This is a genomic window from Streptomyces sp. NPDC002640 (assembly GCF_053592575.1).
Map to the genome: position 1 here is coordinate 37,795 of NZ_JBSFVZ010000003.1, position 23,305 is coordinate 61,099.

Here is a 23,305-nt window from a genome sequence, read left to right on the forward strand (position 1 = left end):
CCCGTCGCCCCAGCGGCACGCCGGCCCGCAGGGTGAGGCACCGCCACCGGCCCCGCGTACCCGGGGGTGCGCGGGGCCGGTGGGGTGGGGGTTACGCGTCGAGGGTGGTGATCGTCGCGTGGGAAGGGGCGGTGGTGGACTTGAGGTCGCGGGAGACGGCCTCGGCGTCGCGGAGGACGCGGACCGCGTTGCCCCAGGTGAGCTTGGCGAGGTCCTCGCGGGACCAGCCGCGGTCCAGCAGCTCCGCCACCAGGTTCGGGTACCCGGCGACGTCCCGCAGCCCCTCCGGCAGAAACGCCGTGCCGTCGTAGTCGCCGCCGACCCCGATGTGGTCGACGCCGGCGACCTCGCGCATGTGGTCGAGGTGGTCGGCCACCGTCGACACCGTGGCCTTGGGACGCGGGTGCGCCTCCTCGAAGGCCCGGTGGACCTTCATCGCCTCCGGCGAGGTGTCCAGGTGGTGGAAGCCGTGCGCCCGCAGGTTCGCGTCCGCCTCGACCGTCCAGTCGACCGCCGCCTGGAGGACGAACTTGGGCACGAAGGTCGCCATCGCGACGCCCCCGTTGGCCCGCAGCCGCTCCAGCACGTCGTCGGGGATGTTCCGCGGGTGGTCGCAGACCGCCCGGGCGGAGGAGTGGGAGAAGATCACCGGCGCCGCGGAGGCGTCCAGCGCGTCCCGCATGGTCGTGGCGGCCACGTGCGAGAGGTCGACCAGCATGCCCTCGCGGTTCATCTCCCGCACCACGGCCCGGCCGAAGGCGGTGAGCCCGCCGTGCCGCGGCTCGTCGGTGGCGGAGTCCGCCCAGTCGACGTTGCTGTTGTGGGTGAGGGTCATGTACCGCACGCCGAGCGCGTACAGCATCCGCAGCGCGCCCAGCGAGTTCTCGATGGAGTGCCCGCCCTCCGCGCCCATCAGCGAGGCGATGCGGCCCTCACCGCGGGCGGCCTCCAGGTCGTCCGCGGTGCGGGCGGCACGCAGGTCGCCCGGGTACCGGTCGAGGAGCTGCCGGACGCAGTCGATCTGCTCCAGCGTCGCGGCCAGCGGGTACGGCTGCTCGTAGGGCACGTACACCGACCAGTACTGGGCGCCCACGCAGCCCTCGCGCAGCCGGCCCAGGTCGGTGTGGAGCGCGGCGCTCTGGTCGGCGGCGATGTCCCGGGCGTCGAGGTCGTAGCCGACCTGCTCGCGCAGCGCCCAGGGCAGGTCGTTGTGGCCGTCGACGACCGGGAACTCGCGCAGCAGCTCGCGTGCGCGCTCCAGGGAGGCGCCGCTCACCGGCTCTCCCCCATGGCCTTGGCGCGCAGCCGGCGGCCCTTCTCGGTGGCCTGCTCGTTGAGCTCCTGCTGGAACTCCCGCATCCGCTCCAGCAGCGCGGCGTCGTGCGCGGCGAGGATCCGGGCGGCCAGCAGGCCGGCGTTGCGGGCGCCGCCGACGGAGACCGTGGCGACCGGCACGCCGGCCGGCATCTGGACGATGGAGAGCAGCGAGTCCATGCCGTCCAGGTACTTCAGCGGCACCGGCACGCCGATGACCGGCAGCGGCGTCACCGAGGCGAGCATGCCCGGCAGGTGGGCGGCGCCGCCGGCGCCCGCGACGATCGCCTTGAGCCCGCGCTCCGCGGCCTGCTCGCCGTAGGCGACCATCTCGCGGGGCATCCGGTGGGCGGAGACGACGTCCACCTCGTAGGGGATCTCGAACTCGTCGAGGGCCTGGGCGGCGGCCTCCATCACGGGCCAGTCGGAGTCCGACCCCATGACGATGCCGACCAGCGGCGCTTCGCTGCTCATTCGGTGATGGTTCCCCTCAGGTAGTGGGCCGCGTGCGTGGCGCGCTCCAGGACGTCGTCCAGGTCGTCGCCGTAGGTGTTGACGTGACCCACCTTGCGGCCGGGCTTCACGTCCTTGCCGTACATGTGGATCTTCAGCTGGGGGTCCCGTGCCATGCAGTGCAGGTACGCCGAGTACATGTCGGGGTAGTCGCCGCCGAGGACGTTGACCATCACGGTCCACGGCTGGCGGGGGCGCGGGTCGCCGAGCGGCAGGTCGAGGACGGCCCGCACGTGGTTGGCGAACTGCGAGGTGACCGCGCCGTCCATGGACCAGTGGCCGGAGTTGTGCGGGCGCATGGCCAGCTCGTTGACGAGGATGCGGCCGTCGCGGGTCTGGAACAGCTCGACGGCGAGGTGGCCGACCACGCCGAGCTCCTGGGCGATGGTGAGCGCCATCCGCACGGCCTCGGCGGCCAGGTCGTCGTCGAGGTCCGGGGCCGGGGCGATCACGGTGTCGCAGACGCCGGCGACCTGGCGGGACTCCACGACCGGGTAGGCGACCGCCTGGCCGTGCGGGGAGCGCACCACGTTGGCGGCGAGCTCGCGGACGAAGTCCACCTTCTCCTCGGCCAGCACGGCGACGCCGGCCTTGAACGGCTCGGTGACCGCGGCGTCGTCGGCGCCCTTGATCACCCACACGCCCTTGCCGTCGTAGCCGCCGCGGACGGTCTTGAGGACGACCGGGAAGCCCTCGCCCTCGGCGGCGAACGCCGCCACGTCGGCCGGGTCGGCGACGATGCGGTGCCGGGGGCAGGCCACGCCGATCTCGGTGAGCCTGGCCCGCATCACGCCCTTGTCCTGGGCGTGCACCAGCGCGTCCGGGCCGGGGCGGACGGCGATGCCGTCCGCCTCCAGCGCCCGCAGGTGCTCGGTGGGCACGTGCTCGTGGTCGAAGGTGATGACATCGCAGCCGCGGGCGAACGCGCGGAGGGTGTCCAGGTCGCGATAGTCGCCGATGACGACCTCGTTGACGACCTGGGCCGCGGAGTCCTGCGGGGTGTCACTGAGCAGCTTGAAACGGATGCCGAGCGGGATGCCTGCCTCGTGCGTCATACGCGCGAGCTGGCCGCCGCCGATCATGCCGACTACCGGGAACGTCACGCGTCAAGGGTATCGGGCGCGCGTCCGTGCCCTTCTTTCCGCCTTCCTTCCCCGCTCCGGGGCGGAAACCGGCCAGTCGGGTACCACTTCCGTCCGTATGGCGCACCTCGGTGTCGTTGCGCGCGCGACGCCGGAGGGGGCGTGGTTAGCATGACTGAGTTGACGTCGATCACATGAACGGGGCTGGGCAGCGATGGGCAGTGAGCTTTTTCGCACCGCCGCGCCGGGCGGGTTCCGCCGCCGGGTGCGCGCCCTGTGGCGTGAGGTCGTCAAGTTCGGGGCGGTCGGCGGGGCGGGCCTGCTGGTCAACTTCGCCGCCTTCAACGTGCTGCTCCACATGGGTGTCCGCCCGGGCCGCGCCGGGGTCGCCGCCACCGCGCTGGCCATCGTCTTCAACTACGTCGGCTTCCGCTACTTCACCTACCGGGACCGGGACCGCAGTCACCGGACCCGGGAGATGACGCTGTTCCTCGCCTTCAGCGGCGTCGGCCTGGTCATCGAGAACGGCGTGCTGTTCGCCGCCACCTACGGGATGGGCTGGGACACCCCGCTGCAGAACAACGTCTTCAAGTTCGTGGGCGTCGGGATCGCCACGCTGTTCCGGTTCTGGTCCTACCGGACCTGGGTCTTCCGGGCGCTGCCCGAGCCCCGTCCGCGCCCGTCACGGGTCCACCCGCAGGGGCGCTCGGCCGAGCGCGTCGGGCGGCCCTGACCTCCGGCGGCGTCAGCGGACCGTCGAGCCCGAGGGCTTGCCGCCGGGGCGCTCCGGCATCGGCCGGCTGAGGAAGAGGCCGAACACCGGCGGCCGCGTCTGGAGCATCTCGAGCCGTCCGCCGTCCGCCTCGGCGAGGTCCCGGGCGACGGCGAGACCGATGCCGGTCGAGTTGTGGCCGCTGATCGTCCGCTCGAAGATCCGCGCGCCCAGGTCGGCGGGGATGCCCGGCCCCTCGTCGGTCACCTCGACGACGGCCTGGTTGCCGATCACGCGGGTGCGCAGCGCCACCGTGCCGCCGCCGTGCATCAGCGAGTTCTCGATCAGCGCCGCCAGCACCTGCGCGACGGCGCCCGGGGTGCCCATCGCCTCCAGGTGCCGCTTTCCGGAGGTCACGATGGCCCGGCCGGCGCTGCGGTAGGCGGGCCGCCACTCGGCGATCTGCTGCTGGATGACCTCGTCGATGTCGAAGGAGACCGCGGAGCCGGTGCGCGGGTCGCGCGCGTTGGTGAGCAGGCGCTGCACCACGTCGGTGAGCCGCTCCACCTGGGTGAGGGCGATGGCGGCCTCCTCCCGCGCGGTCTTCAGGTCGTCGGTGAGGGTGATCTCCTCCAGCCGCATGGAGAGCGCGGTGAGCGGGGTGCGCAGCTGGTGGGAGGCGTCCGCGGCGAGCCGGCGCTCGGCGGTCAGCATCCGCCCGATCCGTTCCGCGGAACGGTCGAGCACGTCGGCGACCCGGTCCAGCTCGGGCACGCCGTAGCGCTTGTTCCGGGGCCTGGGGTCGCCGGAACCGAGGCGCTCGGCCGTCTCGGCGAGGTCGGTGAGCGGCGAGGCGAGCCGGTTGGCCTGGCGGACGGCGAGCACGATGGCGGCGACCACCGCGAGCAGCGCCACCCCGGCGATGATCAGCAGCGTGCGCCCCACCTCGCGGGTCACCCGGGAGCGGGGCTCCTCGACCCGGACGGTCTCGCCGCCCTCACCGCGGGTGGTGGCGTGGATGACGTCGCCGGACGGCTTGTCGCCGACCTCGATCGGCGCCCGGCCGGGCAGGGTGATCACCGCGTAGCGCCCGGGCTCGATCTGGTTCTCCAGGATGGCCGCGCTGACCTGCTCCTCGCCCAGCACCCGGGCGTCGACGATGCTGGCCAGCCGCACCGCCTCCGACTCCACCCGCTCCTGCGCGCTGGCGGTGATGGTGCGGGTCTCCACCAGGACGAGGGAGACGCCGAACACGGCGATCACCACGAGGACCACGAGCAGGGTGGACTGGATCAGGCGGCGGCGCATGGGTGAAGGGTGTCAGCTCTTCTCGAAGCGGAAGCCCACGCCGCGCACGGTGGCGATGTAGCGGGGGTTGGCCGCGTCGTCGCCGAGCTTCTTGCGGAGCCAGGAGATGTGCATGTCGAGGGTCTTGGTCGACGACCACCAGGTGGTGTCCCAGACCTCGCGCATCAGCTGGTCCCGGGTGACCACCCGGCCGGCGTCCCGGACCAGGACGCGCAGCAGGTCGAACTCCTTCGCGGTGAGCTGGAGCTCCTCCTCGCCCATCCAGGCGCGGTGCGACTCGACGTCGATCCGCACGCCGTGGATGGCCGGCGGCTGCTGCGGCTCCGCGGCGCCGCGCCGGAGCAGGGCCCGGACCCGGGCGAGCAGCTCGGCCAGCCGGAACGGCTTGGTGACGTAGTCGTCCGCGCCGGCGTCGAGGCCGACCACGGTGTCCACCTCGTCCGCCCGTGCGGTCAGGATGAGGACGGGGACGCTGAGCCCCTCGGCGCGGAGCCGGCGGGCGACCTCCAGCCCGTCCATGCCGGGCAGGCCCAGGTCGAGCACGACCAGGTCCACCCCGCCCCGCAGTCCGGCGTCGAGGGCGGCCGGGCCGTCCTCGCGCACCTCGACCTCGTAGCCCTCCCTGCGCAGCGCGCGGGCCAGCGGCTCAGAGATGGACGAGTCGTCCTCGGCGAGCAGTACACGGGTCATGGGGTGATGGTAGTCCCGCCGTGCCGGGAGCCGGAGTCCGCCGTGGAAGCCGGTTCTCCGGGGGCTCCGGAACCCCTCCCACCTGCGCGGGACCCGCGTCCGTCCGGATTCGTCAGCATGAGAGGGTGGATGTGCCGCTACCGGGCGGGGACAGGTGTGATCATCGCCTCATATGCCCCCTTCCCCTCTATTTATGCGGCTTTTTCTCTGCTCTAATGGCGATGGCCTCATATGGCGACTCCTGCCTTTCACGCGGAACGTCGCCTTCGAGTGCGGGCCGGTTCCTCGCCGGCCCATGAAGTGAAACGACCTGTGGCCGGGTCCCGTGCGTCGAACACGCACGGGGCGTGGATCCCGGGGCCGTCCTCCCCGCTCCTTCCCCGAGGGAACGAGCCTCCCTACGAGGGACCGGTTGGGCGGTACCGGTGCCGGCCTCCCCCCACCGGGCGCGCGACCACCCATGCGCGCGTCCCGACCAGCAAGGAACGACCATGGCGTCCAGCCTGACGAAGTCCTCACCCCCGGCTCCCGGCGGCGAGAAGACTTTCTTCGGCCACCCCCGCGGCCTGGCCACCCTCTTCATGACCGAGATGTGGGAGCGGTTCTCCTACTACGGCATGCGCGCGCTGCTCCCGCTGTACCTGGTGGCGGAGGAGGGCCTGGCCCTCGGCGCCACCACGGCGGTGGCCGTCTACTCCGTGTACGTGGCGACGGTGTACCTGCTCGCGATGCCCGGCGGCTGGTTCGGCGACCGCGTCTGGGGCGCGCGCAAGACCACCGCGATCGCGGCCGCCGTCATCATGGCCGGCCACCTGCTGCTGGCGCTCCCGCTGGACGCCATCTTCTACGTCGGCCTCCTCTTCGTGGCCGTCGGCTCCGGCCTGCTGAAGGCCAACATCTCGACGATGGTCGGCCACCTCTACGACGGCCCGGACGACCCGCGCCGTGACGGTGGCTTCACCCTCTTCTACATGGGCATCAACATGGGTGCCTTCGCCGCTCCGCTGATCATCGGCACCGTCGGCCAGACCGTCAGCTGGCACCTGGGCTTCGCCCTCGCCGCCGTCGGCATGGGCCTCGGCCTGGTGCAGTTCCTGCTCGGCACCCGCCACCTGGCCGCCGAGTCCAGCATCGTGCCGAAGCCGCTGTCGGCCGCCGAGCGCGCCGCCACGATCCGCAAGGCCATGCTCTGGCTGCTCGTCGCGGTCGTCTTCTACGGCATCGTCGCGATGACCGGCTCCTTCACGCTGAAGTGGGCCACGGTCCCGCTGCTGATCCTCGGCCTGGTCGTCCCGGTCTCCGTCCTGGTCCGCATCAAGCGCGACAAGGAGCTCACCGCGACCGAGCAGTCCAAGGTCTCCGGCTACGTCTGGTTCTTCGTCGCCGCCGCGATCTTCTGGATGATCTACGACCAGGGTGGCTCCACCCTGTCGCTCTTCGCCGACGAGCACGTCGACAACACGGTCTTCGGCTGGGAGTTCCCGGTCTCCTGGTTCCAGTCGGTCAACCCGGTCCTCATCATGGCGCTGGCCCCGGTCTTCGCCACGATCTGGCTCGCCCTGGCCCGCAAGGACAAGGAGCCCAGCACCATCGCGAAGTTCGCGGGTGGTCTGGCGCTGGTCGGCATCTCCTTCTTCGTCTTCCTGCTGCCGCTGACGGCCACGGGCGACGGCAAGGTCTCGCCGTGGTGGCTGGTCCTGATCTACTTCTGCCAGACCGTGGGTGAGCTGATGCTCTCGCCGGTCGGCCTCTCGGTCACCACCAAGATGGCTCCCGCGAAGTACGCCTCCCAGATGATGGGTGTCTGGTTCCTGGCGGTCACCGCGGGTGACGCGGTGACGGGTCTGGTCGCGGAGGCGGGGGTCAACCTCGACCGCACGGGCTTCGTGGCGATGGAGGCGGCGCTCGCCGTGTTCGCCGGCTTCGCGGTCTACATGTACCGCAACAAGGTCAAGCAGCTCATGGGCGACGTCCGCTGACGTCACCCACCCCCCGAAGGGGCCGTCCCGACACGGGACGGCCCCTTCGTCGTTCCCACGCCGCCCCGCGCAGCCCCACGCCGCCCCGCGCCGCCTCACGCCGCCTCACGCCGCCCAGGGGCCCGGTCCGGCCGCGCGGTCCCGGGTGGCGTCGTCGGGGGCTCGGGCGTGCGTGCCTCCCGGTGACGGCCGGCGCGTCGGCCGCCGCCCTGTCGGTCGGCCGGGGAGGGGCGGGCGCAGGTGGTCGCTTCTTCACAGCCGCTTCCCGCCCGGCGGCCTCGCCGTGGTGCTGGGGTCGGCGGACGGACCCGTGCCGTGCCCTCGCGGGGTCACACTGCCCTGCGCCTCCCGGCCGGTCAGGCCCGCGGGAGAGTGCGTGCGCGGTGACGAAGATCACCGCGCGTGGTGGCGGGGTGGGGCGGAAATGACTCGGCCCCGCCGGTGAGGGCGGGGCCGGGAGCGTGGGTGCGGGGCGGGTGGGTCAGGGGGTGGGGCGGGCGAGGTCGGCCCAGACGGTCTTGCCGGGGACCTCGGGGGCCGCGGCGACCCCCCAGTCCATCGACAGCCGCTGGACTATGAACATGCCGTGCCCACCGGGCCGCCCGGCCTGGTGCGGCGTCCGCGGCGTCGGCTGGCCCTCTCCGCGGTCCGTGACCGCGACCCGGATCGTCTTCCGGTCGAAGGTGAGCGTCAGCGCCTCCGGCTCCTCCGCGTGCAGGCACGCGTTGGTGACCAGCTCGGACACGATCAGCAGCACGTCCTCCGCCGCCGCGCGACCGTCGTCCGTGGACGACGGCAACCAGCCCCACGCGTACAAGGCCTGCCGCGTGAAGTCCCGGGCGAGGGGGACGACACCGCTCTCCCCCGCCAGATTGAGTTGCCGTACCTCCGGCGCCACCGGCGCGCCTCCGTTCGCAGCCGCCGCCGCCTGTCCCGCGGCAGGAGACGTCCCGTTCACCGTCGTGATGCGTGGGGGGGCAGAAGCGCCGCCGGGCTGCGGGCCGCGGTCGCCCGGCGGGTAGGGCCGGGTGGTGCTCATCAGCGCTTCACCTCACCGATTCACCAGGTCACATGTGGACTCGGGTTCCTCGGAGCGTCCCGAACGATGCGAGCCAACGGCCCGGTCCCGTCCGAGGCGCCCCCTGTCCTCTGCAATTCTCCTGCCCGCCCCGGACGTCGGAACACTCACCGATTCGCCCCGTTTCGCCCTATCCGCCATCTTTCACCGATTCAGCACACAATGTCACGAACGGACGATGTCGCATCGCCCTGCGTGAACCCCGTCGCCGATCAGCCGGCGCCCGTGCCCTCGGCGAGTGCGCCCTCCACCGTGTCGTGCACGGAGAAGACCGTGTCCGCGCCGGTGATCTCGAAGACGCGTGCCACCGCGGGCCGCATCGCCACCAGGTGGATACCGCCGCCGGCCTCTTCCGCCTTCAGGCGGGCGCCTAGCAACACGTTCAGTCCCGTGGAGTCGCAGAACTCCAGCCGGGAGCAGTCCACCACGAGCCGTGTGCGCCCCTTCGCCAGGTTGCGCTCCAGCGGCTCGCGGAGGAGTTCGGCGGTGTGGTGGTCGAGTTCGCCCGCCGGGATCACGACGGCACTGGCTCCCTCTTCCCGTACCTCCACCAGAAGCCGGCCCGACTGCGCGCTGCCGACCGTCCCGTGGTCCATTGCCGTCTCTCTCTCGACGTCCGATCTGCTGAGTACCGCCCCCGAACCCTACGCCTTCCGTGCATGATTCGGCAGCCGCACAATCATAAGAAGATGGACATAAGCATACAGAACGTACTTGCGGTCTTGTTGCCCGAGCGGGTAGGGCTGATGAGAACACATCCGCACCGGCCGGCTTTGGAGGCGCCGCACACCGCAGAAGCGCACGTACTGGCATCGGCAGCCATATGCCGAGAACGATGGAGGACTTCATGTCACCCCGGCTCGACGCATCGCATACCCCCAGAGCGACGTCGGCAATCCCGCCACATTCCCGCACGGAGAACTCGTCCCTCACAGCGGTCGAGACGCTCCCCGAGCAGCCCTTCCCCCACCAGCGGACCGAGAGCGCCCCCGAGGGCACCGTCGACGTCCGGCCAGGCCCCGTAGGCACCGCTCCCCCGGCGGATCCCGGCGGCCTTCTGGACGGGCTTCCCGAGATCCCGCACTACGCGGACGTCCGCGCGGCCGACGCCCGCGCCCTCTCCAAGGCCCTGTTCGAGCGGCTGGAGTCGCTCGAGGAAGGCACCCCGGAGCACAGCTACGTCCGCAACACCCTGGTCGAGCTGAACCTGGCCCTGGTGAAGTTCGCCGCCTCCCGTTTCGGGTCCCGCAGCGAACCGATGGACGACATCATCCAGGTCGCCACCATCGGCCTGATCAAGGCGATCGACCGGTTCGAGCTGAGCCGCGGTGTGGAATTCCCCACGTTCGCCATGCCGACGATCATCGGCGAGATCAAGCGCTTCTTCCGCGACACCTCGTGGTCGGTGCGCGTCCCGCGCCGGCTGCAGGAGCTGCGGCTGGACCTGGCCAGGGCCACCGACGAGCTGCAGCAGCGGCTGGACCGCGCCCCGACCGTGGGCGAGCTCGCCGAGCACCTGGCCCTCTCGCGCGACGAGGTCCTGGAGGGCATGGTCGCGTCGAACGCCTACACCGCCTCCTCGCTGGACGCCCAGCCCGAGGAGGACGACTCGGAGGGCGCCCTCGCGGACCGCATCGGCTACGAGGACGACGATCTGGAGGGCGTCGAGTACGTCGAGTCGCTCAAGCCCCTGATCGCCGGCCTCCCGGCCCGTGAGCGGAGGATCCTGTCGCTGCGGTTCACGGCCGGCATGACCCAGTCCGAGATCGGCGATGAGCTCGGCATCTCGCAGATGCACGTCTCCCGGCTGCTCTCCCGGACCCTGGTCAAGCTGCGCGAGGGGCTCACCGGCGAGGAGTAGTGCCGCCGCCGGGTGTGGGGAGCCTCGGGGGCTTCACACCTCGCGGACGCCGCCCCGCCACACTCCCGCCACCAGCGGGACGCCCGGCCGGTAGGCCAGGTGCACGTGGCTGGGCGCGTCGAGGAGCAGCAGGTCCGCGCGGGCGCCGGGTGTGATCCGCCCGACGTCCGCGCGGCGCAGCGCGGCCGCCCCGCCCGCGGTGGCGGCCCACACCGCCTCGTCGGGCGTCATGCCCATGTCCCGCACGGCGAGGGCGACGCAGAACCCCATGGACGAGGTGTACGACGATCCCGGGTTGCAGTCCGTCGAGAGCGCGACGGTCGCCCCGGCGTCGAGCAGCCTCCTGGCGTCCGGCCAGGGCGCCCGGGTGGAGAACTCCGCGCCGGGCAGCAGGGTCGCCACGGTCCGCCCTCCGCTGCTCGCCAGGGCGTCCACGTCGGCGTCGGTGAGGTGGGTGCAGTGGTCGGCGCTGGCCGCCTCCAGTTCCACCGCCAGGCGCACGCCCGGCCCGTGGCCGAGCTGGTTGGCGTGGACGCGCGGGAGCAGACCGCGTGCGCGGCCCGCGGTGAGGATCGCGCGGGCCTGGTCGCCGTCGAAGGCGCCGCGTTCGCAGAAGACGTCGACCCAGCGGGCGTGCGGGGCACAGGCGTCCAGCATCTCCCCGGTGACGAGTTCCACGTAGGCGGCGGGGTCGTCGGCGTGCTCGGGGGCGACGACGTGCGCACCGAGGTAGGTGACCTCGTCGGTGTGGCGGGCGGCGACGCGCAGCGAGCGGGCCTCGTCCTCGACGGTGAGGCCGTACCCGGACTTGGTCTCCACGGTGGTGGTGCCCTGGCGCAGCGCCTCCCGCAGGTGCCGCACCAGGTTGGCCTCGAGTTCCTTCTCGGTGGCCGCGACGGTGGTGCGGATGCCGCCCGCCGTGTAGGGGCGGCCGGACATGCGGGCGTTGAACTCCTCGGTGCGGTCCCCGGCGAAGACCAGGTGGGTGTGGGAGTCGACGAAGCCCGGCAGCAGGGCCCGGCCGCCCGCGTCGACCCGGTTGTCGGTGGCGGGTGCTTTCCTGGACATACCGGTCCACACGACGCGGTCGCCCTCGATGACGACGGCGGCGTCGCGGACCACGCCGAGCGGTGAGGGGTCCTGGGAGGAGCCGAGGGAGGGGTCGTTGGTGACCAGGTGGGCGATGTTGTCGATCAGGGTGGTGTTCGCCGTGCCGCCGGGCGTGCGGTGGGTGCCGGGCGTGCGGTGGGCGCCGGAGGTGCCGGGGGTGCGGTGGGTGCCGGGGGTGCGGTGGATGCCAGAGGCGCCGGGGGTGCTGTTCATGCTTGTCCTGTGCGCAGAAGGGCGACGGCCGAGGCCAGTTCGCGGGCGGGCTCCGGTACCAGGGTGTGCGTGCCGTCGCGGACCACATGGCGGCCCGCGCACACGGTGTGGCGCACGTCCGCGGCCGTCGCGGCGAATACGGCGGTCTCCGCGCCCCGTTCGGGCGGCGGGCCCGCGGTCCTGACGGTGTCCAGGGCGACGGTCGTCCAGTCGGCCGGTGCCCCGGGCCGGAGCCTGCCCGCCTCGGGGCGGCCCAGGGCGGCGTGGCCGTCGGCGGTGGCGGCCCTCAGCAGCGCTCCGGCGCTCCAGTGGCCGCGGACGCGGGTGCGCAGCCGCTCGTCGAGCTCCAGGGCGCGCGCCTCCTCGAACAGGTCGATCACGGCGTGGCTGTCGGAGCCGAGGCTGAGCGGCGACCCGGCGCGCTGGAGGGCGGGTGCGGGACCGATGCCGTCGGCGAGGTCGCGTTCGGTGGTGGGGCACACGCAGGTGCCCGTGCCGGAGCCGCCGATCAGCGCGATGTCGGCGTCGGTGAGGTGGGTGTTGTGGACGCCGGTGGTGCGCGGGCCGAGCACGCCGTGGTCGGCGAGCAGGCGGGCCGGGGTGCGGCCGTGGGCGGCCAGGCAGGCCTCGTTCTCGGCGGGCTGCTCGGAGAGGTGGACGTGCAGGGGGGCGCCGCGTTCCTCGGCCCAGCGGGCGACCTCGGCGAGCTGGTCGGCGGGCACGGCCCGTACGGAGTGGACGGCGGCGCCGATCCGGGCGTGGGCGGTGTCCTTCAGCAGGGCGGCGCGGGCCGCCCACGCCTCGGCGTCGCCGTCGGAGAAGCGCAGTTGGGGCTCGGTGGGGGGTGCGCCGAAGCCGGCGGACAGGTAGGCGGTGTCCAGCAGGGTGATGCGGACGCCGGCTTGGGCGGCGGCCTCGATCAGCGCGGCGCCCATGGCGTTGGGGTCGTCGTAGCGGGCGCCGCCGGGGGCGTGGTGCAGGTAGTGGAACTCGCCGACGGCGGTGATGCCGGCCAGGGCCATCTCGGCGTAGACGGCCCGGGCGAGCGTCAGGTAGGAGTCCGGGTCGAGCCGGCCGGCCACCTGGTACATGACCTCGCGCCAGGTCCAGAAGGTGCCCCGGTCGGCCTGGACGACGCCGCGCAGGGCCCGGTGGAAGGCGTGCGAGTGGGTGTTGGCCAGGCCCGGCAGGGTGAGGCCGCGCAGCGGCTCGGCGCCGGGCGGGGGCGCCGGGGTGTCCTCGGTGAGGGCGGTGATCCGGCCGTCGGGACCGGTCTCCACCAGGATGCCGGTGCGGACCGGGCCGCCGGCCGTCAGCAGGGCGTGCTCCAGCCAGTAGGCGCGCTGCCGTCCGGTCTCGGGGGGTGTCACGCGCGGGCCAGTCCTTCCAGGGCGTCGGCGAGGGCGCGCACCCCCGCGGCGCAGTCGTCCTCGGCGGCGTGCTCGGCCGGGGAGTGGGAGACGCCGGTGGGGTTGCGCACGAACAGCATGGCGGTGGGGACGCTCCCGGCGAGGATCCCGGCGTCGTGTCCGGCGCCGGTGCCCAGCACGGGCACGGGCCGGTGGCCGCCGCCCGCGCGTCCGCCTGCGCCCTCGCGTGCGTCTGCGCCTGCGCCCTCGCGTGCGTCCCCGCGTTCGCCGCCGAGGAGGGCGGCGAGCCGGTCGCGCAGCGCGTGGTCGAAGCGGGTCTCCGGGGTGAACGACTCGCGGACCACCTCCAGCCGCACGCCGTGCTCCTCGGCGGCGGCGCGGGCGGCGCGTTCCACGGCGCCGACCACGTCGTCCAGGGCGTCCTGGGCGGCGGCCCGGGAGTCCAGCCAGCCCCGCACCAGGGAGGGCACGGCGTTGACGCCGTTGGGGTCGACGGCGACCTTGCCGAAGGTGGCGACGGCGCCGGCCCGGACGGCCTCCCGGCGGGCGGCGAGGACGGTCTCGGCGTAGGGCAGCATCGGGTCGCGGCGGTCGGCGAGGCGGGTGGTCCCGGCGTGGTTGGCCTCGCCGTGGAAGTCGAACCGCCAGCGGCCGTGCGGCCAGACGGCGCTCGCCACGCCGACGGCGTCGCCGGTGAGGTCCAGGGCGCGCCCCTGCTCGATGTGGAGCTCGACGAACGCGCCGATCCGGGCGAGGCGTCCGGGGTCCGCGCCGATGGCGTCCGGGTCGTGTCCGGCGGCCTCCAGGGCGCGGGGCAGGGTGACGCCGTCGGCGTCGGTGAGCCGGTGGGCCTGCTCGCGGGTGAGCAGCCCGGCGGTGAGGCGGGAGCCGACGCAGGCCAGGCCGAACCGTGCGCCCTCCTCGTCGCCGAAGTTGACCACGGCCAGCGGGCGGGCCAACTCCACGCCCCGCGAGCGGAGTTCGTCGAGGGCGGCGAAGGCGGAGACCACACCGAGCGGGCCGTCGAAGGCTCCGCCGTCCGGCACGGAGTCCAGGTGGGAGCCGGTCACCACGGCGTCCCCGGCGGCCGGGTCGCCCAGCCACGCCCACTGGTTGCCGTTGCGGTCGGTCTCCACGGTCAGCCCGCGGGCCTCGGCCTGTTCGCGGAACCAGGCACGGCAGTCGCCGTCGGCGGCCGTCCAGGCGAACCGCCGGTAGCCGCCGGTGGAGCGGTCCCGGGCGATGCCGGCCAGGTCCCGCCACATCTCCTGGAAGGAGGCGCCCTGGGGGGCCTCGGGCGCGGTGCGGGAGGAGGGCTCGCTCACGCGTCCTCGCCCTCCCGCATCGGGATGCGCACGCCGCGTTCCCCGGCCACCGTCCCGGCGACGTCGTACCCCGCGTCGACGTGGCGGACGACGCCCATGCCGGGGTCGTTGGTGAGGACCCGGCGGATCTTCTCCCCGGCCAGCGGGGTGCCGTCGGCGACGGTGACCTGGCCGGCGTGGAGGGAGCGGCCCATGCCGACGCCGCCGCCGTGGTGGATGGAGACCCAGGAGGCGCCGGAGGCCACGTTGACCATGGCGTTGAGCAGGGGCCAGTCGGCGATGGCGTCGGAGCCGTCGAGCATGGCCTCCGTCTCCCGGTAGGGGGAGGCGACGGAGCCGCAGTCCAGGTGGTCGCGGCCGATGACCACGGGAGCTTTCAGCTCGCCGCTCGCCACCATGTCGTTGAACCGCTCACCGGCCTTGTCGCGCTCGCCGTAGCCGAGCCAGCAGATGCGGGCGGGCAGGCCCTGGAACCTCACCCGCTCCCCGGCCAGCTTGATCCAGCGGGCCAGCGACTCGTTCTCCGGGAACAGGTCGAGGACCGCGCGGTCGGTGGCGGCGATGTCCGCCGGGTCGCCGGAGAGCGCCGCCCAGCGGAACGGGCCCTTGCCCTCGCAGAACAGCGGGCGGATGTAGGCGGGCACGAAGCCGGGGAAGGCGAACGCGCGGTCGTAGCCGGCGAGCCGTGCCTCGCCGCGGATGGAGTTGCCGTAGTCGAAGACCTCGGCCCCGGCGTCCTGGAAGCCGACCATCGCCTCGACGTGCCGGGCCATCGACTCACGGGCGCGGGTGGTGAAGCCGGCCGGATCCTTGGCCGCGTACGACGCCATCTCGTCGAACCCGACGCCGACGGGGAGGTAGCTGAGCGGGTCGTGGGCGGAGGTCTGGTCGGTGACGACGTCGACGGGCGCGCCCAGGGCGAGCAGGTGCGGGACCAGTTCGGCGGCGTTGCCGAGGACGCCGACGGAGAGCGGGCGACGGGCGTCGCGGGCCTCCACGGCGAGGTGGAGCGCGTGGTCGAGGGAGTCGGCGCGGACGTCCAGGTAGCGGTGCTCGATGCGGCGTTCGATGGCGCGGGGATCGCAGTCCACGACGATCGCGACGCCCCCGTTCATGGTGACCGCCAGCGGCTGGGCCCCGCCCATGCCGCCGAGGCCGGCGGTGAGGGTGATCGTGCCGGCCAGGGTGCCGCCGAACTTCTTCGCGGCGACGGCGGCGAAGGTCTCGTAGGTGCCCTGGAGGATGCCCTGGGTGCCGATGTAGATCCACGAGCCGGCGGTCATCTGCCCGTACATGGTCAGGCCCAGGGCCTCCAGGCGGCGGAACTCCTCCCAGTTGGCCCAGTCGCCCACCAGGTTGGAGTTGGCGATCAGGACGCGGGGGGCCCACTCGTGGGTCTGCATCACGCCGACGGGACGGCCGGACTGGACGAGCATCGTCTCGTCCTGCTTCAGCGTGCGGAGGGTGCGGACCATGGCGTCGAAGCTGCGCCAGTCGCGGGCGGCCTTGCCGGTGCCGCCGTAGACCACCAGCCGGTCGGGGTGCTCGGCGACCTCCGGGTCGAGGTTGTTCTGCAGCATCCGCAGGGCGGCCTCCTGCTGCCAGCCGGCGGCGGTGAGGCCGGTCCCGCGAGGGGAGCGGACGGGGCGGGGGGTCGCTGGCATGCCGGCTGCCTCCTGCTCGACGGTGAGGATTATTCACATCCTGTCGGCGTGAATATCCCCGGTCAACACCGCCGTGCCGCCCCACCCGCACCGCGCACGGGGGGGCGGGCGGGGGCGAATCCGGGAGGCGGGTGGGGGTGAACCCGTGGGCCGGGCGGCCGTGAACCCGTCGAGCGGGTGGGGGGCAAAAGGGGCGCGGCGGAGGGCAGTCGACCCACGATAGTGGGGCGCGGCATGTTCCGTCGGAAAATGCCAGAACGCTCACCCGCGTCCACGGTCCCTGCGTAACCTCTCCGTCGGTCAGCCGAACACCAGGTGGAGGGGGCCACGCATGCCTGGAATCGACGAGTGTCTGCTGGAAGTCATGCGGCTGCCCGGGGCCAGGGGCGCCGCCCTGGTCGACTGGACCAGCGGACTGCCCCTCGGCACGGTCGGCGACCCTCCCGGCGGCGAGGACCACGACACCGCGGCGGCCGAGGCCGCCGAACTCGCCCGGCTCGCGGCCGAGCACGGCGCGTTCACCCCCGACGAGGGCGCCGACTGGGACGGCTCCGAGCCCCCGGTCGAGGACGTGATCATCAGCAACCGCGACAGCTACCACGTGCTCCGCTTCCTGCGGGCCACCTACGAGAGCAACGTCTTCCTCCACCTGTGGCTGGACCGCGACGAGGGCAACCTCGCGCTCGCCCGGATCCGCCTCGGGAACCTGGCGGAACGGCTGGTGCTGGCATGACGCCCGTGGGAACGCCCCCGCCGCCCCGCCTGCCGGTGCGGGACCCGTCCACGGCCCGGCAGCGCCCCTGGGGCAGCGTCTCGCCGATGCTGAACCGGCTGGCGGCGGAACACGCCACCGGCGTCCTGGTCCGCGAACGCGGCACGCTCTACCTGTCCGAGGGACGGGTGGTGCACGCGGAGAGCCCGGCGACCCCCGGCATCGACGTGCTGCTCACCGCCGCCGGCGCGATCGACCCGGAGGGCTGGAGACGGGCCGTGGAGGGCGCCGAGGCGGACCCGGAGCGGCCCGTCGGCCGCACGCTGATCTCCCAGGGCATGCTGTCACAGGGGCAGTTGGAGCTGTGCCACCTCGGGAGCGTCTTCGACGCCGCCTACTTCGCGCTCGCCCCGAGCAGCGCGCCCGGCCACTTCCGCTACGGCGCCTGGCACTGGATGGGCCCGGTGCGGCCCGTCCCGGTGTCGGCGCTGGAACGGGAGACCATGCGGCGGCGCTCCCTGCTCAACCGCATCTGGCCCGACCCGTCCACCGACACCGCCCCGCTGACCCTGATCCGCTCCGACGGGCCCGCCCCGGTCTGCGCGCGCCGCAAGGCGATCATGGAGCTGGTCGACGGCCGGCGCACCGCCACCGACATCGCCCGGGCGCTGGGCCGCCCCGCCTTCCACACGCTGGTCGACCTGCGCCGGCTGGCCGCCGCCGGCCTGGTCGCCGCCACCCACCGCCCCGCACAGCCCCCGTCGCCACCGGCCCCCGCAGAACCCGTCGTACCCACCGGGCCCGCCGTACCTGCCGGATCCGCCGCACCCGCCGCACCCCCCGCCCCCACCTCACCCGCGCCCGCACCCCTAGCTGCACCCGCACCCGCGCCCGCGCCCGCCCCCGCGGACACCGCCACCACGCTTCCCGAGCAGCCCACTGCCCGCACCCGCCCGGCGCCCGTGGCCGCCCCGCGGCCCGCGCCGCTGGTGCCGCCCGTGCAGCCGCTGCCGCCCCTGGCGCCGCAGCCCGTCCGGCCCGCGGTCCGCCCGCCGGACGACGGCCTCCAGCAGCCGGCCCGCAACCACCCCGACGTGGACGTCCCGCTGCCGCATCACCACTCCGGCGGAGGCCGCCACCGCGCCGGCCGCGCCCCGGCCGTCCCGCCCGCACCGCGCGCCGTCCCCCCGCAGCCCCCGCAGCCACCGCAGCCGCCGGTGGCGCCCGCGGTGCCGGCGCCCCGGACCCCGGTGACCGCCACCGGGTCGCAGGTGCCGCCCACGCACTTCGCGGACCCCGACGTCGCCCTGCTGACCAGACTGCGCGCCGCCCTGGAGGCCCTGTGATCCGCGCGCTCCGGCAGCGTGCCGGGAGGAAGCAGCTGCTCGCCGTGGAGGCCGAGGTCCGCGCCGAGCTGCGCCGCCTGCGCTCCCGGATGTTCCAGCTGACCGGCGCCCTCGCCACCTCGGCCGACGGCACGGTGCTGGCCGAGGACGCCCCCGGTGTGGCGGCCGAGGAGGCCGCCGCCCTGACCACCACGGTGCTCGCCGCCGTGCTGCGGCTGGCCGAGGGGACCGGTCGCGGCGCCCCGCGGGAACTGGTCGTCCGCGGCGGGTCGGGCTATCTCGCCACCTACGCGGCAGGCCGCTCCACCGTGCTCACCCTCCTCGCCGAGGACGGGGTGAACCTGGGCCGGCTGCACCTGGAGGGCCGCCGCTGCGCCGCCCGGATCGGCGAACTCGTCGACGGGCAGCCGGCCGGCCCCGCCGATCCCGGGCCTCCCGCCCTCGAACCCGCTCCCCTCTCCCCCACGGCGGCCACCGCGGCCCCCGGCGCCGCCGGCGACACCGCGCCGGCCGCGCCCGTAACCACCCGGGCGCTCCCGCCCCGCACCGGCGAGGCGTCCGCGCCCACCACCCACAGTTGAGAGGAACACCGCAATGGCCAGCACCGAGAGCGCCCTGAAGGAAGCCCTGACGACCATCGAGGGCGCCACCGGCGTCGCGCTGGTGGACTACACCAGCGGCATGGCGCTCGGCACGCTCGGCGGCAGCAAGGACTTCGACCTGAACGTCGCCGCCGCCGGCAACACCGACGTGGTGCGCGCCAAGATGCGCACCATGGAGCACCTCGGCATCCAGTCCGAGATCGAGGACATCCTGATCACCCTGACCGACCAGTACCACCTGATCCGGCTGCTCAGGGGCCGGAGCGGGAACGGCCTGTTCCTCTACCTGGCGCTGGACGCGACCCGCTCCAACCTGGCGATGGCCCGCCACCAGCTCAAGCGCATCGAGGCCGAGCTGGAGGTGTGATCCCCGGCCGGGAACCGCGGCCCCGGCACGCCCGGAGTCCGGTCCCGGCCGGGGCCCGCCGGAACGGCCCCGCCCCGGTCAGGCGGGAACCGCGGTACGGCGGCGCCGCGCCCCGCCGGGGGACGCGTCGCCCGCCGCGACGCCCGTGACGCGGTAGCCCCGGACGGCCTTCCCGGCCGGGGCGCCGCCGCGCCGCAGCCAGTCGACCCGCACCCAGAACAGGAGCTGGTCGGCCTGCTCGCGGCGGCCCAGCCAGGCCGCCTTCAGCCACAGGCCGGCACCCGCGCCGGCCAGCGTCATCCCGCCGGCCGCCGGCATCGCCCACGACGACCCCACCGCGGCCAGGAAGGCGAGCAGCAGCCACCACCGGTGCCCGCGCCGCCACTGCCGGGCCGACACCGCCCGGTCCTGCAGCAGGTCGTTGCGCCCCGCCTTGGACGTGGCCTTCACGAGCGTCGTGTACCGCTTCCGCCCCATGAGGGCCACCACGAGGGCGGTCGCCAGGAACAGTGCCGCCCCCGCGTACAACCCGATCCGCCGCCCCGTCAGTCCGGGCAGCGCCGCGCCCACCCCGGCCGCGAGCAGCCCGAGCCACCACATCGGGGCCGCCCCGGCCCGTACGACCACGGCCACCCGGGCCAGTCCATGACCTCCGCGAGCCACGATCCGCCTCCTTCGTCTCCCAGCGCTCGGCTCATGGTCCGTCCGCTCCGTCCGCGATGCGCGGACCGGTCCGCGTTCGGACCCGTTCGAACGGAAGCGTAGTCATCGCGTGTCAAAACGGCGTCAGGACGGACGGGACCGCACCGGGCCGCGCCGCACCGAACCGGGCCGCGTCGGGCCGGGCCGCCTTCGCGGCCGGGCCGCCTTCGCGGCCGGGCCGCCTTCGCGGGGAGGGCTACTCGACGAACAGCCCCCGGGACGCCGCGCGGGCGTCGAACTCCTCCAGCCGGGCCTGCGCCTCGGGCAGGCCGTCGCACATGGCCTCCAGCAGCACCCGGCCGAGCAGCATCGGCCCGCACGCCGTGTCGAAGGCCAGGCCGGTGCCGACGGCGGCCGGGATCAGCAGGTCGGAGACCCGTGCCACCGGGGCGAACGCGGAGTCCGCGACGGTCACCACGGTCAGCCCCTCCGCCTGGGCGTGGGCCAGTGCCTCCGCCGTCTCCCTCGGGTGCCGGGGCAGCGCGAAGCAGAGCAGCGCGTCCGCCCCGGCCCGGCGGGCACCGTCGATCCGGTCGTGGAGCATCGAGCCGCCCTCGGTGAGCGGCCGGACGTCCGGGTGGACCTTGGCGGCGAAGTAGGCGAAGCCGTGCGCCTGGGCGGCGGCGGCGCGCAGCCCCAGCACGGGCAGCGGGCGGGACGCCGCGAGCAGCCGGCCCGCCTCCCGCACGGGGCCCGGGTCGGCGAGCGCGTCCGCGAGGCGGCGCAGGTGGGCGATCTCCTCCTCCACGGCCCGCTGGTACGCGTTGGACTCCGCCTTCTCCTCGGACGACGGCCGCCCGGGCGGGGACGCGGGCACCACCTCGCGCAGGTGGCGGCGGAGCGCCGGGTAGCCGTCGAAGCCGAGCGCCACCGCGAAGCGGGTCACCGACGGCTGGCTCACCCCGGCCAGCTCGGCCACCTCCACGCTCGACAGGTACGGCACCTCGGCGGCCCGGCCCACCATGCAGTGCGCGATGCGGCGCTGGGTGGGGGTGAGCCGCCTTTCTTCGAAGAGCGCCCGCAGCCGGGCGTCGGCGGTGCTCCCGGTGGTGCTCATGCATCCTCCCTCTCCGCGCGGAACACTCCGCATGACCCTATGCAGGCCACCGCGGCCGCGGGAGGGGGGCCGTGGTTCCGCGGAGAAGATCACCGAGGGCTCGCCCGCAGAGGGGGGTTAGCCCTACTGACGCCCGGCCGCGCGGCCCCTAGCCTGCCGCGTATGACCGGTATGGACGCGGGCGCCCGCACGCGGGGCGAGACGGCGCAGGAACTCGCCGCGACGTTGGCGGCACGCAAGGAGCTCGGCCCGGAGTACGAGGAAGCGCTCGTGGAGTCGTTCCTCGACAAGGTCGAGCGGCGGATGCGGCGGCGGGACGGGGAGGAACAGGTCGTCGCGGCGCGGGTGCCCGGGCCGCCGCCGACCAGGGGACCCGCGCCGGCGGCGGGGTCCGGGTGGGGCGACCGGTACGGGTTCGGGGTGGTGTCGCTGGTGCTGGCGGTGCCGCTGTCCGCGATCGGAGCGGGGACGTCGGGGCTGCCGGGGCTGCTCGTCGCCTGGCTCGGCATCGTCGGCGTCAACGCCGTCCACGCCACCCGCGGCTTCGCCCCCTCCCGCCGCCGCCCCTGACCGCGGCGACCACCGCCCGGCCGCACGCTTTTACCCCCGCGGGCAACCACGCCGCGGGACGCCGAGGGTCCTCCCCTGCGCCCACGCTGCGGCCAGGGGCCCGTGTGCACGGTGCCGTCGGCTCGGGCCAGGCGCTCCGCGCCGCACGCGGAGCACGGCTGCCGGAGGGCGGGGAAAAAACGGGGCGCCGGAGGGCGGGGGAGACGGGGCGGACAGGCGCGCCGGCCGGAGAGCTTTTCGCGGGGCCGTGAGGGATCGGAGCCGTACCCAGGTGCGTGGGCCCGTGGAGGGCGCCCCGGGGGTGGTCAGACCGAGGCGCGGCGTTGGGCTTCGGTCACGAGGCGGGTGGCCTCGGCGACGGCGCCGTCGTCGGGGGCCACCGCCGCGAGGTCGTGCGCGGCGACCGTCAGCTGGTCGGCGACCGCGAACATCCCCGCGTCGGGCATCTCCCGCGGCGCCAGGCCCGGCGCCTCCAGCCGCTGCGCCCGCGCGGCGAGCTCCCGGGCGACTCCCAGGGCCTCCCCGGCGGCCCCCCGCTGCAGCCGGCTCTGCGGCGCCGCGCGCAACCGGTCGGCGAACTGTTCCACGGCTCGGGTCAAAGGCGTCGTATCAACCACACCACGAGCCTAGCCCGCCCCCGCCCTTCCCCCCGTCCACCGCCCGCCTCAGGCTCGCCTCACGCCCCGCGAACGCCGGAAGGGCCCCGGGGAAGCCCCGGGGCCCTTCCTCACGCGTCGGGCGATCAGTCGCTGCTGTTCAGGATCGCGATCAGACGGAGGAACTCCGTGTAGATCCAGACCAGGGTCAGCGTCAGACCGAAGGCGGCCATCCACGACTCCTCGCGCGGGGCGCCGTACGCGATCCCGTCCTCGACCTGCTTGAAGTCGAGGGCCAGGAAGCACGCGCCCAGGAGCACGCCGATGATGCCGAACATGATGCCCATGCCGCCGCTGCGGAAGCCGAGGCCGTCACCGCCGCCGAAGACGGCGAACAGCATGTTGACCATCATCAGCAGGACGAAGCCCAGCGCGGCCGCCATGACGAAGCCGGCGAAGCGCCGGTTCACGCGGATCCAGCGCATCTTGTACGCGACCAGCACCGCGGTGAAGACCGCCATCGTGCCGAGCACGGCCTGCATGGCCGCGCCGCTCGCGATGTGCGTGTCGACGACGCTGGACAGCACACCGAGGAAGACACCCTCGAAGGCCGCGTAGGTCAGGATGAGCGCGGGCGAGGCCTTGCGCTTGAAGGACTGGACCATGGCCAGCACGAAGCCGATCAGGGCCGCGCCGATGGCGATGCCGTACGACCGGTTGATGTTGGCCATGTCGACCGGCAGCAGCGCCCAGGAGAGGGCGGCCGTGACGATCAGCACGCCGAGCGTGCTCGCCGTGCGCATGATGACGTCGTCCATCGTCATGCGGCCGGCGGTGACCGGGGCCTGCTCGGGCGCGCCGTAGGCGGCGTCCGGCTGGGCGTAGGGGTTCTGCGCGTACGGGTTCTGCGCGTAGGGGTTGGCACCCTGCGTGCCGACAGCTGCTCCCCCGGCCTGCGGCGCGGTGTTGAAGCCCGCGTAGCCGTTGTCGCGGCTGAACCCCCGTCGCGAGAAGACCGGGTTGCTGCTCCTCATTTCACTCCTCCATGGCCACCCTGCGTGGCCTTGGCCTCAAGAGTAATGGACAGGCAAAAACATGGCTCTACTGCCTGGGTAGGATCTTTCCCTCCCCCTT

23 protein-coding genes are annotated in these 23,305 nt (G+C 74.0%); 8 read left to right on the top strand and 15 right to left on the bottom strand.

Going from position 1 to position 23,305, the window contains the following annotated elements:
• Positions 1-91: 91 nt before the first annotated feature.
• From ACWD3O_RS04880 to ACWD3O_RS04890, 3 genes are read right to left on the bottom strand one after another with little or no spacing between them, the layout of a single operon-like run.
• Entirely contained in the window at positions 92-1,276 is a 1,185-nt protein-coding gene (locus ACWD3O_RS04880) for a dipeptidase (RefSeq protein WP_451414853.1), read from the bottom strand.
• The gene (gene purE / locus ACWD3O_RS04885) at positions 1,273-1,788 is read right to left on the bottom strand and encodes a 5-(carboxyamino)imidazole ribonucleotide mutase (RefSeq protein ID WP_451413427.1); all 516 of its coding nucleotides are present in this window, start codon (positions 1,786-1,788) and stop codon (positions 1,273-1,275) included. Before purE ends, ACWD3O_RS04880 begins: the two co-directional genes overlap by 4 nt.
• Positions 1,785-2,930 (bottom strand): 5-(carboxyamino)imidazole ribonucleotide synthase, encoded by a 1,146-nt coding sequence (locus ACWD3O_RS04890; protein ID WP_451413426.1) that lies wholly within the window; start codon positions 2,928-2,930, stop codon positions 1,785-1,787. Before ACWD3O_RS04890 ends, purE begins: the two co-directional genes overlap by 4 nt.
• A 193-nt stretch (positions 2,931-3,123) precedes the next feature.
• Between ACWD3O_RS04890 and ACWD3O_RS04895 the strand changes: the two genes are divergently transcribed.
• Positions 3,124-3,642 (top strand): GtrA family protein, encoded by a 519-nt coding sequence (locus tag ACWD3O_RS04895; protein ID WP_451413425.1) that lies wholly within the window; start codon positions 3,124-3,126, stop codon positions 3,640-3,642.
• A 12-nt stretch (positions 3,643-3,654) separates the two neighbouring features.
• On the opposite strand, the gene ACWD3O_RS04900 is transcribed toward ACWD3O_RS04895, so the two are convergent.
• Entirely contained in the window at positions 3,655-4,929 is a 1,275-nt protein-coding gene (locus ACWD3O_RS04900) for an ATP-binding protein (protein WP_451413424.1), read from the bottom strand.
• A gap of 12 nt (positions 4,930-4,941) precedes the next feature.
• Positions 4,942-5,619 (bottom strand): response regulator transcription factor, encoded by a 678-nt coding sequence (locus tag ACWD3O_RS04905; RefSeq protein ID WP_451413423.1) that lies wholly within the window; start codon positions 5,617-5,619, stop codon positions 4,942-4,944.
• A gap of 491 nt (positions 5,620-6,110) precedes the next feature.
• Here ACWD3O_RS04905 and ACWD3O_RS04910 point away from each other — a divergent pair, with 491 nt between their 5' ends.
• Positions 6,111-7,598: a peptide MFS transporter gene (locus ACWD3O_RS04910; RefSeq protein WP_451413422.1), complete on the top strand. Its 1,488-nt coding sequence runs from the start codon at positions 6,111-6,113 to the stop codon at positions 7,596-7,598.
• 481 nt (positions 7,599-8,079) lie between these two features.
• Here ACWD3O_RS04910 and ACWD3O_RS04915 read toward each other — a convergent pair whose 3' ends face one another.
• Positions 8,080-8,637: an ATP-binding protein gene (locus ACWD3O_RS04915; protein WP_451413421.1), complete on the bottom strand. Its 558-nt coding sequence runs from the start codon at positions 8,635-8,637 to the stop codon at positions 8,080-8,082.
• Positions 8,638-8,888: 251 nt separating this feature from the next.
• Positions 8,889-9,272 carry an STAS domain-containing protein gene (locus ACWD3O_RS04920; RefSeq protein WP_151774511.1) on the bottom strand — a complete coding sequence of 128 codons (384 nt, stop codon included), beginning with the start codon at positions 9,270-9,272 and terminating at the stop codon, positions 8,889-8,891.
• Positions 9,273-9,511: 239 nt separating this feature from the next.
• Here ACWD3O_RS04920 and ACWD3O_RS04925 point away from each other — a divergent pair, with 239 nt between their 5' ends.
• Positions 9,512-10,537 (top strand): RNA polymerase sigma factor SigF, encoded by a 1,026-nt coding sequence (locus ACWD3O_RS04925; protein WP_451413457.1) that lies wholly within the window; start codon positions 9,512-9,514, stop codon positions 10,535-10,537.
• A 33-nt stretch (positions 10,538-10,570) separates the two neighbouring features.
• Here ACWD3O_RS04925 and hutI read toward each other — a convergent pair whose 3' ends face one another.
• From hutI to hutU, 4 genes are read right to left on the bottom strand one after another with little or no spacing between them, the layout of a single operon-like run.
• Entirely contained in the window at positions 10,571-11,860 is a 1,290-nt protein-coding gene (gene hutI, locus ACWD3O_RS04930; protein WP_451414854.1) for an imidazolonepropionase, read from the bottom strand.
• Complete coding sequence (locus tag ACWD3O_RS04935) at positions 11,857-13,230, bottom strand: formimidoylglutamate deiminase (protein ID WP_451414855.1); 1,374 nt, start codon at positions 13,228-13,230, stop codon at positions 11,857-11,859. Before ACWD3O_RS04935 ends, hutI begins: the two co-directional genes overlap by 4 nt.
• On the bottom strand, positions 13,227-14,495 hold the full coding sequence (locus ACWD3O_RS04940; RefSeq protein WP_451415036.1) for an allantoate amidohydrolase: 1,269 nt from the start codon (positions 14,493-14,495) through the stop codon (positions 13,227-13,229). The genes ACWD3O_RS04935 and ACWD3O_RS04940 overlap by 4 nt, the downstream gene beginning before the upstream one ends.
• Positions 14,496-14,551: 56 nt before the next feature.
• A complete protein-coding gene (hutU, locus tag ACWD3O_RS04945; RefSeq protein WP_451413418.1) occupies positions 14,552-16,219 on the bottom strand; it encodes a urocanate hydratase in 1,668 nt (555 codons plus the stop codon).
• Positions 16,220-16,550: 331 nt separating this feature from the next.
• Between hutU and ACWD3O_RS04950 the strand changes: the two genes are divergently transcribed.
• The 4 genes from ACWD3O_RS04950 to ACWD3O_RS04965 are packed head-to-tail and all read left to right on the top strand — an operon-like array spanning position 16,551 to position 19,246.
• Positions 16,551-16,952 (top strand): hypothetical protein, encoded by a 402-nt coding sequence (locus tag ACWD3O_RS04950; RefSeq protein WP_451413417.1) that lies wholly within the window; start codon positions 16,551-16,553, stop codon positions 16,950-16,952.
• Positions 16,949-18,277: a DUF4388 domain-containing protein gene (locus ACWD3O_RS04955; RefSeq protein ID WP_451414856.1), complete on the top strand. Its 1,329-nt coding sequence runs from the start codon at positions 16,949-16,951 to the stop codon at positions 18,275-18,277. Before ACWD3O_RS04950 ends, ACWD3O_RS04955 begins: the two co-directional genes overlap by 4 nt.
• Positions 18,274-18,858 (top strand): roadblock/LC7 domain-containing protein, encoded by a 585-nt coding sequence (locus ACWD3O_RS04960; RefSeq protein WP_451413415.1) that lies wholly within the window; start codon positions 18,274-18,276, stop codon positions 18,856-18,858. The genes ACWD3O_RS04955 and ACWD3O_RS04960 overlap by 4 nt, the downstream gene beginning before the upstream one ends.
• Positions 18,859-18,871: 13 nt before the next feature.
• Positions 18,872-19,246 (top strand): hypothetical protein, encoded by a 375-nt coding sequence (locus ACWD3O_RS04965; RefSeq protein WP_451413414.1) that lies wholly within the window; start codon positions 18,872-18,874, stop codon positions 19,244-19,246.
• Between the two features lie 78 nt (positions 19,247-19,324).
• Here ACWD3O_RS04965 and ACWD3O_RS04970 read toward each other — a convergent pair whose 3' ends face one another.
• Both ACWD3O_RS04970 and ACWD3O_RS04975 read right to left on the bottom strand, forming a co-directional pair.
• Entirely contained in the window at positions 19,325-19,909 is a 585-nt protein-coding gene (locus ACWD3O_RS04970; protein ID WP_451414857.1) for a hypothetical protein, read from the bottom strand.
• 235 nt (positions 19,910-20,144) lie between these two features.
• On the bottom strand, positions 20,145-21,005 hold the full coding sequence (locus tag ACWD3O_RS04975; RefSeq protein ID WP_451414858.1) for a MurR/RpiR family transcriptional regulator: 861 nt from the start codon (positions 21,003-21,005) through the stop codon (positions 20,145-20,147).
• Positions 21,006-21,167: 162 nt separating this feature from the next.
• Here ACWD3O_RS04975 and ACWD3O_RS04980 point away from each other — a divergent pair, with 162 nt between their 5' ends.
• Positions 21,168-21,575 carry a hypothetical protein gene (locus tag ACWD3O_RS04980; RefSeq protein ID WP_451413411.1) on the top strand — a complete coding sequence of 136 codons (408 nt, stop codon included), beginning with the start codon at positions 21,168-21,170 and terminating at the stop codon, positions 21,573-21,575.
• 305 nt (positions 21,576-21,880) lie between these two features.
• Here the strand turns inward: ACWD3O_RS04980 and ACWD3O_RS04985 are convergent, their stop codons facing one another.
• Together ACWD3O_RS04985 and ACWD3O_RS04990 are read right to left on the bottom strand one after the other, a co-directional pair.
• Entirely contained in the window at positions 21,881-22,192 is a 312-nt protein-coding gene (locus ACWD3O_RS04985) for a hypothetical protein (protein ID WP_451414859.1), read from the bottom strand.
• Between the two features lie 125 nt (positions 22,193-22,317).
• A complete protein-coding gene (locus ACWD3O_RS04990) occupies positions 22,318-23,205 on the bottom strand; it encodes a Bax inhibitor-1/YccA family protein (protein ID WP_451414860.1) in 888 nt (295 codons plus the stop codon).
• Positions 23,206-23,305: the final 100 nt, after the last annotated feature.